A 14,284-nucleotide genomic window follows, 5' to 3' on the forward strand; every position below is an offset into this window, starting at 1 on the left:
ACACTCTTTCAATCTTCGGCTATACATCCTCATAGGATCAAGTCGCTTGCTACAATGGTGGTCACGCCAGTCAGGTCTATCGAGACATCCGACGCGCTGTCGCCATCCAAATCAATGTACAACCGTTCGTTTGCAGAGCTAAACCGCACCTCTCCTACCGTCCCGCTGTAGGAAGTCACAAAGGTCAGAGTGCCAGAAAAGCCGGACAAATCAATCTGGTCTTCTCCGGGTTGAAAGTCCGAAATCGTATCTCGGGATGATCCGTGCGGGCTGTGATCTATAGTCTCAAACACAAAGACATCCCTCCCAGAGCCACCGGACATCAAGTCCGTGCCGTTATTGCCGGCGAGTGTATCGGCCCCCGATCCGCCAAATAGTGTGTCATTATCTGATCCACCGTTGATGTTATCATCGCCGTCATTTCCAACCAACAGATCCTCATCCACACCACCATAGAGTGTGTCGGCCCCGTCTCCGCCGCGGATTGTATCATCATGCTCGCGTCCGACCAGAATATCGTTGCCGGTGCCGCCATCCATGGAATCGTTCCCAGTTTCACCAATCAAAGTATCGTTTCCACCATCACCCGCCATGGTGTCGTGGTTCCCGCCTCCGTTCAGGCGGTCATCATTGCTCCCTCCTGACATGTCATCGGCACCGGATTGCCCTTCGAGCGTGTCGTTGCCAGCCCCCCCAAAAAGGCGGTCGTTGTGAAGGCCACCTTCAAGAAGGTCATCGCCGTCATTTCCTGAAAGCACGTCATCTTGATCGCCACCATAAAGCCGGTCGTCACCCGTGCCACCACGCAAGGTGTCATCATGTTCACGCCCGGCGATCACATCGTTGCCAACGCCGCCAGAAACATAGTCGTGCCCGGTCTCAGCAATGATCGTATCGTCCCCATCGTTGCCATAAACTGTGTCGTTGTTGCCGCCTCCATTCAAACGATCATTGCCATCGCCACCGGCCAGAATGTCGGCACCTGATCCGCCGTCTAGACTATCATTGCCGCCGCCGCCGCTAAGACTATCGCCGCCTGAGCCGCCAAACAGATCGTCGTTACCGTCGTTGCCTCTTAGGGTGTCTTCATGGCCGTTGCCATATAGGGTGTCATGCCCAGCATCACCGCGCATGCTGTCTTGGCCATCGCCACCCGACATCAGGTCATCACCGTCATTGGCGTTCATGGTATCGTTGCCGCCGCGTCCAACCAAAAGATTGTCACCAATATTGCCCTCAAGACGATTATCGCCGTTGTCGCCACGGGCAGTGGCATCAATGTCCCCGATCAATCGGATCGCTTCGAAAGTGCCCAAGTACTCGCTTCGCAAGTTGGTCAAATCCGTGGTTAAACGGGTGGCAATCGTATCGAAATCGTCAATCGCCCCGCCGGTTTCATCAATGGTGTCGCCCACCTCGAAGAAGTAAAGGTCGTCGCCAAATCCACCGTCTAGCGTGTCTGATCCCGCCCCACCCGAGAGCGTGTCGTTTCCGGCCTCGCCGAACAGCCGGTCAGCCCCAAAACCCCCATCCAGCAAGTCATGACCACTACCACCAACCAAAAGGTCATCACCCGTTTCACCGAAAAGGGTATCGTTGCCACCATCGCCATCCAGCGTATCACTTCCTGCGCCGCCAATTAGGGTATCATCCCCAATTGCGAGGGCGACATTGGGAACCGTAAACTGAGCGGACACTTGCGTTTCGCTAGCATCAGAAGCGATCAGAATGGCTTCGATCACATCACCGGATGATGTTGACAGTCCGGATATAGTGGCTTGGTATTGCAAACCCAAAGGCGTGATTACAAATTCCGGGCTCTCGATGGTTTGGACCAAATCGCCGTTGACGTAGATTTCCAGCCTGTCGACCTCTGATGTTTCGACAGGCGCGCCGGTCAGGCTGCCGGTCAAGGCCGATGGTTCAAGGATTTGGATCACGCTATCATTGTCGGTATTGTCATCAACCAGATCCAGCTGATCAAGGTTGGCATCTGCGCCTAGCGCAAATGAGGTGATCGTTGCGTTCAAACCGGCGTCATCTATCAGGGTCGCTGCTTCGTCGGTAAATGATCCTTCGAGATGTTCACCATCTGAGATGAAATAAACCACGTTCTGGCCACTACCCATCGCCCCAAGCGTTGAAATCGTTTCTTGCAAGGCGACTTCAAAATTCGTGTTGTTAATTGTGGTTAAACCGGCAAGCGTGTCGTTGACGCTACCCAAAGCGGAGCCTTGGTAAATCGTGCTCGCCACTCCGCCAAAGGTGATAACACCGACCTGCGATGACCCGAAACCAGAGGCGACCAAACTATCGTTTAGCGACTGAAATGCCGCGATCGTGCCATCCAAAAGGGTGTTTGCCGTGCCATCGCCGTTCAAGTCACCCACAGTTTCAGTGCCGAGGAAAGAATCCAGCATAGATGTCGAGATATCAATCACATACACGATGTTGTAGTCGGTGCCTTGCACGGGTACCCGGTTGATCAACCCGGAAATCTCGATGGTGCTGCTGTCGGAACTATCGGGCAGAGTAACAGACAGGGCCAGATCCTGTCCGGTTTCGGTTACGGTCACGACTCCGGACACCGTTTGCGTTAAGTTTCCATCCCCATGGACAACGTCATTTCCAAGGCCTGCGTTCACCAGATCATCACCCTGTCCGGCGTCGACGCTGTCGTTCCCTTCATCCGCGAACAAGAGGTCATCGCCGTCAAGCCCGGCAATGCTCTCACTTTGCTCGGTGCCAAACAATAAATCGGCGCTATCTGTGCCTTGAATTATCAGCTCGGCACTATCAAGCCTGAGTACTGTCACACCGTCGTCCACAAAGGCGCTTGCAACCATAAGGGCCTGACCGTCGATCTCAACAAAATCGAGATAGCGCACATTGTCCAATTCCAAAGACGTGTTTTCGGCATCAAAAATGCTATCAACGATGCTCAGACTTCCGTCTGGGCCAACTGAAAAAACACTTACCCCGCTATCTTCTCGGGCCGTGACGGCAAGAAACGTCTGGCCGTTGACGTCGAACATTTCCAAATCCGAAGCGCCATTCAACGCGATGTCATTGGTATCGGAATAGCTAAAGACGCTGGTTGCTGCGCCACTTCCATCCACAGTAAAGACCGAGATATTGTCGTCTTCGCGACTGGCGACATATAGAAACAAGGTGCCATTGATGATGGTTGTTTCAATACCAAAGGCACCGTTCAATTCAACGACACCAGAGTCTCCGACTGAGTTTAAAAAGGTCAGCTGGCCAGTGTTGGACAGGGAAAATACGTTAAAGCCGTCATCACGGTAACCTGTCGCAAAGACAAACGTGTTGCCGTTAAAGGAAACGGCCGTTGTATTGGCCGCATTGCCCAACAAATAGGAGGGCGAGGTGGCATCATCGACATTGTCGGTGTTGGTCAGTCGTCCATCGGTCCCGATTTGAAAAACACTCAGCCCATGGTCTTCCCAGGCCTGAACGATCAGAAACTGGTTGCCACCCGCGGTTGCAATCGTGAGCTCTCCATGGACGGTGTCCAACTCAAAGGTTGGATTGTTGACTTCAAAAATCGTTTGAATCTGGGTCAACGTCCCATCTGCGGCAATTTCAAATACGCCAACCCCGTTTGAATCTATGCCGGCCGAATAGAGATACGTCTTGGTGCCGATATGTGTTGAGGCAAATCCCGAGGCACCGTTTAAGCCGGCCCAATCCACATGCTCAAAGGTGCCGATAGGGTCCAACCTGCCATCCGCAAACAGCTCGGAAATGACAATGCGGTCACCAATGGTCGAGGCGGAATAGACAAATACCCGGTCATCCATTCGAACAATTTCGACGCCGTTGGAACCATCATACAATGTACCTCCGGCACTATCGGTCACATATAGTTCTGAAATTGACATGTTGAAATAAACCTCATTTGAAATGCAACAATTCAAATAGCAGGCACATCCAAACGACTTGATCGTTCTCTTGTCGCCTCTGCTGTTTCAACAATTGCCTTTTCCTAAGACGAGAGCAATAAGTTTAACCGTGATGGTTCGGGACAGCCTAGGGGCAGGACCCAACGACAACAGCATAGTCAAAATCGACCTATTCCATGTCGGGGTTAACATCGGTTCTCGCGTTATGTGAGCCTTTGGGGACTGGACGACACGGTCCAAACAAGTGGCCAAAGGACGCTGAAAGTCTAAGTTGGTTGACGTGTGGATTGCGCCGACACGTCCATCCGGCCACACGAACTCCGCGGCGGCCAAGAATGCTTGAAAAGCCGCTGACGTGATCTTGGGGCACTCATGCTAACAATTCGTTTAAAAATCTTGCGCCCTGATGACAAAGTCACACAGAAAAGCACCGCACCTTCTTGCGCGCGTTTGGATATGATGAATGTCGCGCAATATTCAGTGTGCCGTGGTCTATTCGTCGTGGCCCATAACCACCATATGACCGGCGTGTTGATACAGTTTAGGGCCACACGCAAGACAAGGATATGCTCTTAAATTTATTTCATAAATTCTGAAATCAACGTGTGAAATGTAGCTTGGGTCAGTGAGAGGAAAGCAAAGCTTGGCACCGCGTTGCGTTTGACCATTTCTTATGGTTTTCCAACCGACATAGTCACTGACGATTGCCGTCCCTCGGCCAGCCCAGGGGCTGGGCTCTTTGGCAAAGGGACGGCCTGTTTTCTAGAACTCCACCACTGCGCGGATCGACTTGCCTTCGTGCATGAGCTCGAATCCGTGGTTGATGTCTTCGAGTTTGAGCTTGTGGGTGATCATCGGGTCGATCTCGATCTTGCCGTCCATATACCAATCGACGATCTTGGGAACGTCCGTGCGTCCGGACGCGCCGCCAAAGGCGGTACCGCGCCAGCTGCGACCAGTGACAAGTTGGAAGGGGCGAGTCGAAATTTCCGCGCCAGCCGGTGCCACGCCGATAATAATGCTCTCGCCCCAGCCTTTGTGGGCCGCTTCCAACGCGGTGCGCATGACACCTACGTTTCCAGTTGCGTCGAATGTGTAATCCGCCCCGCCGCCGGTTAGCTCGACCAGGTGGGCAACCAGATCGCCCTCGACCTTGGATGGATTGACGAAATCGGTCATCCCAAAGTGCGTCGCCATCTCGACCTTGCTATCGTTAAGGTCAACACCAACGATTTGGTCCGCCCCGGCCAACCGTAGCCCTTGGATCACGTTCAGCCCGATACCACCGAGGCCAAAGACGATCCCGGTGGAGCCGATCTCTACCTTGGCGGTGTTGATGACTGCGCCGATACCGGTGGTCACTCCGCAACCAATGTAGCAAATCTTGTCAAACGGCGCGTCCTTGCGCACCTTTGCAAGGGCGATTTCGGGGACAACCGTATGATTGGCGAAGGTCGAACAGCCCATGTAATGGTGAATCGGTGTTCCATCCAGCATCGAAAACCGTGTTGACCCGTCTGGAAGCAAGCCCGCGCCTTGGGTCGAGCGGATTTTTTGGCATAGGTTGGTCTTTGGGTTTAGACAGTATTCGCATTCACGACACTCAGGTGTATAAAGCGGGATCACATGGTCACCCACTGCCAGAGATGTGACGCCCTCGCCAATTTCGATCACAACGCCTGCGCCTTCGTGACCTAGAATGGCAGGGAAAATACCCTCAGGATCATCGCCGGAGCGGGTGAATTCATCTGTATGGCAAAGACCGGTGGCCTTGATCTCAACCAAGACCTCACCAGCACGAGGCCCTTCCAGTTCGACTTCCATGACTTCAAGCGGCTTCCCGGCCTCTACCGCGACGGCTGCACGTGTTCGCATTTCTTCCTCACAAAAAACTTGATCTTTTGACTGATTCAATCTCACTATCTGAGAGCTTGTCTCAAATTACAAGAGTGATCATTTACCATGCATCTCGAACGTCTGATCAATCTGCTTGAAATCGTCTCGATTATTGGTCGTCCCGTAAGCGCGACCGAAATGCAGGCGGCAAGCGGATTACCCAAGCCAACGTGCTATCGTTTGGTACAAACGTTGCATGAACAAGGGCTGATCGAAGAGGCAGGCGGTGAAGGTCGCTATGTGATCGGAGAGAGATTAATCCGCATTGCACTTTTGGGAAAATCAGATGTGGACGTGCGCCGTGTCGCTGCTCCCTTGCTCAAAGGGGCAGCGGTTATTTTCAATGAGACCGTGTTTTTGGCGAGATTGCGCGACAGTAAGGTCGAGATTATTCACGTCGAAACCCCAGAGGATGCTGCCCGCCCGTTCATCCATCCCGGCATCGGTGAACGTCCGCTGCACGCGTGTTCATGTTCCAAGGCGATCGCGGCCTTTGCTGATACCGAATTTCAAGACACCATCACTCAAGGTAAACTGGAGGCCTATACTGTACACACGACAACCACGCGGGATGATTTACTTGCGGAGTTTGAACTAGTGCGTCGTCAAGGGTTTGCCGATAGTGATCAGGAGATCGACATAGGCATTTCCAGCGTCGCAGCCCCCGTCACTATTGGCAATATTGGGGCCACTTTTAGCGTCGGTGCCGTTGGCCCCGTCCGTCGGTTCGGCACAGAGTACAGACATGGCATTGGCCGAAAGCTCACCGAATTGGCCACAAAAATTAGTGGTGCTATTCAACTGTGCAACGTCGGGGAGGTCTGACGCCGCCGAGGTTTTGATGGCTAAAAGCCACCGATCGTGGGGACAGGGCCAGAAAGCTTTGTTGTCGTTGTGGCGTTATGTAAGGACGCTGCTCGGCGTGACGAGATTGCTGTTGTCTACACAAGATCCAACGAGGCACCGAAAACAGCTACTTGGGGGACCAAACACGGGGTTTCGGTGACGGGCCGCAACTGGCGAAGAACACTAACCCAAGCTTGGATCGGTCGCGATTTGATGCCGTTCCTTTGAGAGCCTTTACTGCGGCAAGGGAGGCGGGCTAAGGGGCTGAAACGGATGGATGAATTCCATCAATATGCGGTGTGTATTACGCTGACCAGTGGGCTTACGTATATCAAAGAACAGTCGCGCCTGAGCCCAGGTCGCTACGGCAGGCCAGGGATGAGGAAAGAGCAGAAAGCGGTCGGCTTGAACATCGGAAACCGCCGCGTGCCCTCAATTGGCGGCCAAATGCCGTCTGCGATGTTGCAGTGGATACAAACGGATCGCGCCTAAACGCAATTTTTGCCTGAATATGCCAAGGCTTGTGTCCAAACCCTAGGTTGCCAAAGGTGTCAAACGACTGAAAAGTCGAACATATCGTTAAACGCGTTGCGAAGGGCGTTTGACCAAGCGTCGGATAAGGCCAGATAGTTCTGATCATGTTCCTCAATGCGTCTTATCTGCGAAAATCGCATTTCGTCGGCGTTGATGACGGACAGGTCCAGTGGCATGCCAACTGACAGGTTGGACCGAAGGGTCGAATCCATCGACAACATCGCGGCGGTCACACTTACATTGACCGGGGAGTCCACATTGATCACGCGATCCAAGATCGGTTTGCCGTATTTATGTTCGCCGATCTGAAAATAAGGAGTGTCCTCACCAGCTTCGATAAAGTTCCCGGCCGAATAGACATGGAACAGGCGCATACCACCGCCCGCCCGCTGACCGCCGACAATAATCGAGGACAGAGTGCTTTCACCCATTTGGGCAATATTGGTGCCATAGCGCGTTTGAATGATGCGCATGGCGTCGCCAACAATTTCAGCGACCCGAAACATAGACTCTGCGCTAAGAAGCGTATCAATGCCTTCCTGTGGTTTGTCGATATTCTCTTGCAAAAGGCTGATCACCGCCTGTGTGATCGCAAGGTTGCCAGCCGTCATCATGGTTATGACGCGCTCGCCGGGGACCTCCCATGTGAACATCTTCCGATACTTCGAGATGTTATCCACCCCCGCATTGGTGCGGGTGTCGGATAGAAACACCAGTCCGGCATTGGTTTTGATTGCAACGCAATAAGTCATCGGGCCTCAGGCTTGTTGGCATGGTTGTGGGCAAGATTCTCTGCCCATCAACCAGCTTCTAACACCGTATTTATCCAGTGCCGAGGGACTATTGTGTCGGACTGTCGGCAATATGCTTAGATGCCATTTCAATTTCGGTACCAAACCCGAAGGCAGAGGTCGCGTTCTGTGCCATGACGTTCGTATCCACGATAAATTTGGTCAACCAATCGTGCAGGCCTAAATCGAAAATCTCGTCGATGTGGGTTGCACGGAGCGTTTCTTCGGCCTCGCGGGCCTGTTGGGCGACCACTTGTTGCACAGGCAGGTCAGAGGCAAGTTTTTGCAGCAAAACTGTGATCTCGGACAGCGCCGCAGCAAGTGACCGTGGGCTTTTGTCATTTAAAACCAACAGATCAACGACCCCACGCGGGTCAACAATGCGACTATATAGGTGACGGAAGGCCACTGCCGAATTCGCGGCGCGCAGGATTTGCAACCATTGCAGATAGTCCAATCCACCGCCAACATCCGTCGCATGAGGCAGAAGCACATGGTATTTCACATCAAGTAGGCGCGCCGTAGCATCGGCCCGTTCAAACCACTTTCCCAGTTCAATAAAGTGCGCACTGGCGTCGCGCAGCATTGTGTTTTCAATGTTGCCAAGCGCAAGGCCGCTGCGCGTGCGCACCCAGTCGACAAAATCAGCGAGGTTTTCGCGATCATAGTCATTCTCAAGGCGATGACGTAACCCGGAACGTGTGTCATTGACCGCTTCCCACACGTCAGCGGTGATGGCGTTGCGCACGGCCTTGGCATTCACCCGCGCGGCTTCGATGCAGGAGGCAATCGAAGATGGGTTGGATATGTCTCGGATGAGGTGATCCGCCACGGTATCTGCATCGGCTTCTTCGAGAGAGTTTGGGAATGTTGTCATCGCGCCCGAGGCCACGATGATCGAGCTCCATTCGCTGTGCTGGTCGTCGGTTCTCGGCAGGCTGTCCAACCGGCGCCCCGCATCCAGCAAACGCGCGGCGGTGTCCATCCGCTCGATATTTCGTCCCAGCCAAAACAGGCCCTCAGCAGTTCTACTCAGCATCAGGATGCCTCCTCTGACCGCAAGACCCAGGTGTCCTTGACACCACCGCCCTGACTGGAATTCACCACCAGCGATCCTTCGCGTAGGGCGACCCGACTTAACCCGCTCGGCACCATGCGGTTGGTTTCCCCCGAGACGACGAAGGGGCGCAGATCAACGTGGCGTGGCGCAAGCCCCGCATCAGTCAAAATCGGGGCCGTCGACAGCGATAGGGTCGGTTGGGCAATGTAATTGCTGGGCGTGGACCTGAGCTTGCTGGCGAAGTCTGCGATTTCGGCCTTGGTCGAGGTCGGCCCAATCAACATGCCATACCCACCCGATCCCTGGACTTCTTTCACAACAAGATCGGCAAGGTTGTCGAGAACATAGGCAAGGTCATCGCTTTGGTCACATCGAAAAGTCTGAACATTGGGAATAATCGGCTCTTCGCCCAGATAGAAACGGATCATATCGGGGACATGGATATAGGTGGCTTTGTCATCTGCAATGCCGGTTCCGGGCATATTGATCACCGTGACGTTGCCCGCCATCATTGCATCCATCAATCCGCGCACGCCTATCATGCTGTCTTCGCGAAACATCGCCGGGTCAAGAAAGTCATCGTCGATACGTCGATAGATGACATGAACCTGCTCGAACCCATGGGTCGTGCGCATATAGACCTTTCGATCATCGACAATCAGGTCAGGCCCCTCGACCAGCTCAATACCCATCATATCCGCAAGGTAGGAGTGTTCAAAATAGGCTGAGTTGAACTGCCCCGGTGTTAGGATCGCCATTGTCGGCGTGCCGGAACAATTGGGCGACGCGACCGATTGCATCGCCTCGGCTAGAATGTCCGCATAGCCATCTACTGGGCGGATACGGCCATCGCGGAACAACTCGGGGAACATGCGCGACATGACTTCGCGGTTTTGCAGAACATAGGACACCCCAGAAGGCGTGCGACAGTTGTCCTCAAGCACAAAAAACTCGTCCGGCCCGGTGCGCACCAGATCAACGCCAATAATATGGGCCCAGACATCATGGGGTGGTCTGTAGCCATTCATTTGGTCAAGATAGGCGGGGTTTTGGGTGACCATCTCTTCGGGGATGATCCCGGCCTTTATGATTTCGCGGGGGCCAAACGCATCGGCGATAAAGGCGTTCAGGGCGCGGGCGCGCTGGATCGACCCGCTTTCGATCATGTCCCATTCGCGGGCATTAAAAATGCGTGGCACCATGTCAAAGGGGATCAAACGGTCGGGATCGCCCCCTTCACCATAGACCGCAAAGGTAATACCGATCCGACGGAAAAGAGCTTCGGCTTCGGCTCGGCGAGACTGGAGCGCCTCAACCCCATGCCGTTGCAGCCAATCAACCACAACACGGTATTCCGGGCGGTCAACTGCCCCGTTTTTCATCTCATTAAAGATAGTATCCTGCATAGGCATCCTTAAATTCATATTAAGGTTGACCGTATTCCGCTGTGCCGCTCAAACAAGAAAGAACAACCGTTTTGGTAGACTTGAAGCCGTAGTATCTGCCGATTTTCTTTGAACCTGCAAAAAAAAGTAGCACATGGAATGTCAATAAGCGTCGCACTGAGCCATCAAACAACTTACGAATATGATCGCCCCGTCAATTTGGCCCCCCATGTGGTGCGGTTGCGACCCGCGCCCCATAGTCGAACCCCGATCAAGAGCTACAGCCTCAAGATTGAACCCGAAGATCACTTTCTGAATTGGCAACAGGATGCCTATGCCAACTGGAGCGCACGCATTGTGTTTCAGAAACCGACGCAGAAGTTTTCGGTTACGGTGGATTTGGTGGCCGACATGGTTGCAATCAATCCGTTTGACTTCTTTCTCGAAGAGGACTGTCAGCAGGTCCCATTTGAATACTCCAAGGAGCAGCGCAAAGACCTGCGTCCTTACCTCAAAAGGGTTGGCCGAGGCGATGCGTTCAAGGAATTTGCCGCTGAGGCCCCAGAGCAAACTGGGAACACCAATGATTGGTTGGTGGCGCTTAACACTTTTATTGCCGATCGTATTGACTACACGATCCGAATGGAGCCGGGCGTTCAAAGCCCCTCTGTAACCATTCGCAAAGCTTTGGGATCTTGCCGCGATAGCGCGTGGCTCATGGTCGCGTTGCTGCGTGAATTGGGCTATGCCGCGCGCTTCGTGTCGGGCTACCTAATTCAGCTGACGGCAGACATCAAACCTATCGAAGGGCCGGCCGGCCCGCAGGATGACTTTACCGATCTGCACGCATGGTGCGAGGTGTATCTGCCGGGCGCGGGGTGGGTTGGTATGGACCCGACGTCTGGGCTTTTTGCGGGTGAGGGGCATATCCCCCTGGCCGCGACACCCGAACCGAGTTCCGCCGCCGCCATCACCGGGGCCCATGACTTTGCCGAGGTGACGTTTGGCTTTGACATGTCGGTCAAACGGGTAGACGAACCACCTCGTGTGACCCGCCCGCTGTCTCCGGAACAATGGGCCGAGATTGACCGTGCTGGGCACGCCATCGAAGACAAATTGCAAGCGCAAGATATGCGTCTGACCATGGGAGGCGAGCCCACTTTTGTCTCCGCGATGGACCGCGATGGCGAGGAATGGACAACCGAGGCGGTTGGCCCCACCAAACGCACCTATGCCGATAATCTGGTGCGCCGTCTGCGTGATCGGTTTGCGCCGCATGGCGTGCTGCATCACGGTCAGGGCAAATGGTACCCCGGAGAACCGCTCCCGCGCTGGGCTTATTCCTTGATCTGGCGCGGTGACGGGTTGCCGCTCTGGTCCGAAGCCGACCTTTTGGCCAAGGAAAACACTGGACATGCGACCCATGAAACCGCCGAGGCGTTTTCTGAACGGCTGGTCGAGGCGCTCGACCTTGGCGAAGAGGCCGTGGCCCACCCCGTTTACGAGGATCCGATGCATTTTGTCGGCAAAGAGGCCATGCTGCCGGACAATGTGACGGTTCAGGACAACAAGCTCGAAGATCCCCAAGAGCGCGCGCGTCTGGTGCGGATGTTGAACAACGGGCTGGCCAACCCTGTTAGCTTTGTCATACCGATCCAATTGGCTCAGGCCAAAGCCAGCGCGCGGCGGCGTTTTCGCTGGGCGTCGGATGTCTGGAGCACGCGGCGCGATAAGCTGTTCCTATTGCCCGGCGACAGTCCGGCAGGGTATCGTTTGCCTCTGAACTCGCTGGCCAAATCGGAAGAGTTCAAACAGTATTTCCGCGATACCATGTTGCGCCGCAGACGCAAATTACCCCCCCGCCGTGCCGTACGGCGCGGGGCCGAACCGGACAGCCCGCCGGAGGCCGAAGCGTTTTTAACGACGCCGTTCTATGGTCCCGGCTACGGGCCGGGCGGCCTTGTGGGACATGGTCAGCCGATCATGCCACAACCTGCAAAACAGGTCCGCCAAAAGCGCCGCTCTGCCGCGCCCGGACCCGCGCAAGATTATGGCGAAGACGTCTGGCTACAAGATGTGGCGGATTCCGATGATTGGCTTGCAGGCGAAAACACTTTTTGGGTCGAAGGCATGCCGATCCGAACCGCGTTGGCGGTTGAACCACGCGACGGCATTCTACATGTGTTTATGCCGCCGACCGGCTCATCAGACGAATATCTCGACCTCGTCGAAGCGGTCGAGGAAACCGCCGCCGAGATGAATCTTCCGGTGCGGATCGAAGGCTATGAACCGCCCAACGATGGCAATTTCAACGTGATCCGAGTGACCCCGGACCCGGGCGTGATCGAGGTCAACATCCATCCGGCCAAAAACTGGCAGGCGCTAAAAGAAATCAACGAAGTGCTGTACGAAGAGGCCCGTCAAAGCGGGTTGGACAGCTTTACCTTTATGGTAGATGGGCGCCTGACTGGCTCGGGCGGCGGCAACCACATCGTTGTCGGGGGCGAAACCCCCGCCGACAGCCCATTCTTGCGGCGTCCCGATATGGTCGCCTCGATTGTTCGATACTGGCAACGTCACCCGTCTCTGTCGTACCTGTTCTCTGGCACCTTTATCGGCCCGACAAGTCAGGCCCCGCGCTTTGACGAGGGGTTGGCGGACAAGGTCTATGAGATGGAAATCGCCCTGAATGAGCTTAGTCGCATTCAGGAAACCGGGCAGGCCATGCCATGGTTGTCAGATCGCATTTTGCGTCACCTTTTGACAGACTTGACCGGCAATACCCATCGGGCCGAGATTTGCATCGACAAAATGTATTCCCCAGACGGCCCTACCGGACGTCTTGGCTTGGTCGAATTTCGCGGGTTCGAAATGCCGCCACATTGGCAGATGAGTATGGCTCAGTCGTTGGTCATGCGGGCGTTGCTGGCGTGGTTCTGGGAAAAACCCTATACAGAGCCGCTGGTGCATTGGGGCAAAGAATTACACGATAAGTTTTTGCTGCCGCACTACTGTCGCGCTGATTTTGACGAGATTCTCGACGACCTGAGCACGGCCCATGGCCTGGCATTCCGACCAGATTGGTACAACGCGCAATATGAAATGAGATTTGGTGAGGTCGGCAACACCACGATAGAGGGTCTCAAACTCACGCTGCGCAATGGCATCGAGCCTTGGCTTGTTTTGGGCGAAGAGGCCACGGGCGGCGGAACTTCGCGCTATGTCGACAGTTCGCTGGAACGTGTCGAGCTTAAGGTCGAAGGGGATTTGGGTAGCCGTTTCGTCATCACATGCAATCAAGTCGAGGTGCCATTGCAGCAAGTCGGGCCAGACACGCATGTTGCGGGTGTGCGTTTCCGCAGTTGGCAACCGTGGTCTTCGTTGCATCCCACCATTCCGGCCCATGCTCCGCTTGTCTTTGATGTCTATGACCGGGTTTCTGGTCGATCGGTTGGTGGCTTGAAATACTTGGTTGCCCACGAAGGGGGGCGCGCGCATGAAACACGCCCAGTCAACGACTTAGAGGCCGAAGGCCGCCGCCGCGTGCGGTTTCAAAAAGGCCAGCACACGCCCTTTAAGTTCGACCCAATCAAGCCAAGGAAAAACAGCTGGAACGAGGTAACGCTTGACCTGCGTTTTGTTTGATTGCGGACGTCCCTGACAGCCGATGTTTGATATCGCGACATGGACGTGGGGAAAATGAGGGTGACGACAAATCAAGGTGCAGGTTGCAGCGTTCAAAAGCATCACTTGCGAGCAAGGATGTTGTGGCCTCTATCAGAAATACAGGGGGATTGATTTCTTTAACAAGGGTGTCGGACGTCTGCGCGTGTGCGCAGAAATTGGATG

8 protein-coding genes are annotated in these 14,284 nt (G+C 54.6%); 3 read left to right on the forward strand and 5 right to left on the reverse strand.

The features are described 5' to 3' along the window. Nucleotides 1-29: 29 nt before the first annotated feature. Together AC5EFR_RS21415 and AC5EFR_RS21420 are read right to left on the reverse strand one after the other, a co-directional pair. A complete protein-coding gene (locus tag AC5EFR_RS21415; protein ID WP_493577760.1) occupies nucleotides 30-3,902 on the reverse strand; it encodes a hypothetical protein in 3,873 nt (1,290 codons plus the stop codon). Between the two features lie 783 nt (nucleotides 3,903-4,685). After that, nucleotides 4,686-5,798, reverse strand: coding sequence for an S-(hydroxymethyl)glutathione dehydrogenase/class III alcohol dehydrogenase (locus AC5EFR_RS21420; RefSeq protein ID WP_493577761.1), 1,113 nt, complete (start codon nucleotides 5,796-5,798; stop codon nucleotides 4,686-4,688). Between the two features lie 87 nt (nucleotides 5,799-5,885). Between AC5EFR_RS21420 and AC5EFR_RS21425 the strand changes: the two genes are divergently transcribed. Further along, nucleotides 5,886-6,644: an IclR family transcriptional regulator gene (locus tag AC5EFR_RS21425; RefSeq protein WP_493577762.1), complete on the forward strand. Its 759-nt coding sequence runs from the start codon at nucleotides 5,886-5,888 to the stop codon at nucleotides 6,642-6,644. Between the two features lie 294 nt (nucleotides 6,645-6,938). Then, nucleotides 6,939-7,157 (forward strand): hypothetical protein, encoded by a 219-nt coding sequence (locus AC5EFR_RS21430; protein ID WP_493577763.1) that lies wholly within the window; start codon nucleotides 6,939-6,941, stop codon nucleotides 7,155-7,157. Between the two features lie 59 nt (nucleotides 7,158-7,216). On the opposite strand, the gene AC5EFR_RS21435 is transcribed toward AC5EFR_RS21430, so the two are convergent. The 3 genes from AC5EFR_RS21435 to AC5EFR_RS21445 all read right to left on the reverse strand — a co-directional run bounded on the left by AC5EFR_RS21435 (nucleotide 7,217) and on the right by AC5EFR_RS21445 (nucleotide 10,462). Next, nucleotides 7,217-7,951: a proteasome-type protease gene (locus tag AC5EFR_RS21435; RefSeq protein ID WP_493577764.1), complete on the reverse strand. Its 735-nt coding sequence runs from the start codon at nucleotides 7,949-7,951 to the stop codon at nucleotides 7,217-7,219. Nucleotides 7,952-8,039: 88 nt separating this feature from the next. Continuing rightward, nucleotides 8,040-9,029 (reverse strand): alpha-E domain-containing protein, encoded by a 990-nt coding sequence (locus AC5EFR_RS21440; RefSeq protein WP_493577765.1) that lies wholly within the window; start codon nucleotides 9,027-9,029, stop codon nucleotides 8,040-8,042. Next, nucleotides 9,029-10,462: a circularly permuted type 2 ATP-grasp protein gene (locus AC5EFR_RS21445; protein ID WP_493577766.1), complete on the reverse strand. Its 1,434-nt coding sequence runs from the start codon at nucleotides 10,460-10,462 to the stop codon at nucleotides 9,029-9,031. The genes AC5EFR_RS21440 and AC5EFR_RS21445 overlap by 1 nt, the downstream gene beginning before the upstream one ends. Nucleotides 10,463-10,594: 132 nt before the next feature. Here AC5EFR_RS21445 and AC5EFR_RS21450 point away from each other — a divergent pair, with 132 nt between their 5' ends. After that, complete coding sequence (locus AC5EFR_RS21450; RefSeq protein ID WP_493577767.1) at nucleotides 10,595-14,080, forward strand: transglutaminase family protein; 3,486 nt, start codon at nucleotides 10,595-10,597, stop codon at nucleotides 14,078-14,080. Nucleotides 14,081-14,284: the final 204 nt, after the last annotated feature.

It is taken from the genome of Pelagimonas sp. (assembly GCF_058892305.1).

Excerpts from the sequence above, each read along its gene's own strand:
- AC5EFR_RS21440 (WP_493577765.1), bottom strand. The coding sequence starts at position 9,029 with ATGCTGAGTAGAACTGCTGAGGGCCTGTTTTGGCTGGGACGAAATATC.
- AC5EFR_RS21415 (WP_493577760.1), bottom strand. The coding sequence starts at position 3,902 with ATGTCAATTTCAGAACTATATGTGACCGATAGTGCCGGAGGTACATTG.
- AC5EFR_RS21435 (WP_493577764.1), bottom strand. The coding sequence starts at position 7,951 with ATGACTTATTGCGTTGCAATCAAAACCAATGCCGGACTGGTGTTTCTA.
- AC5EFR_RS21430 (WP_493577763.1), top strand. The coding sequence starts at position 6,939 with ATGGATGAATTCCATCAATATGCGGTGTGTATTACGCTGACCAGTGGG.
- AC5EFR_RS21450 (WP_493577767.1), top strand. The coding sequence starts at position 10,595 with ATGTCAATAAGCGTCGCACTGAGCCATCAAACAACTTACGAATATGAT.
- AC5EFR_RS21420 (WP_493577761.1), bottom strand. The coding sequence starts at position 5,798 with ATGCGAACACGTGCAGCCGTCGCGGTAGAGGCCGGGAAGCCGCTTGAA.
- AC5EFR_RS21445 (WP_493577766.1), bottom strand. The coding sequence starts at position 10,462 with ATGCCTATGCAGGATACTATCTTTAATGAGATGAAAAACGGGGCAGTT.
- AC5EFR_RS21425 (WP_493577762.1), top strand. The coding sequence starts at position 5,886 with ATGCATCTCGAACGTCTGATCAATCTGCTTGAAATCGTCTCGATTATT.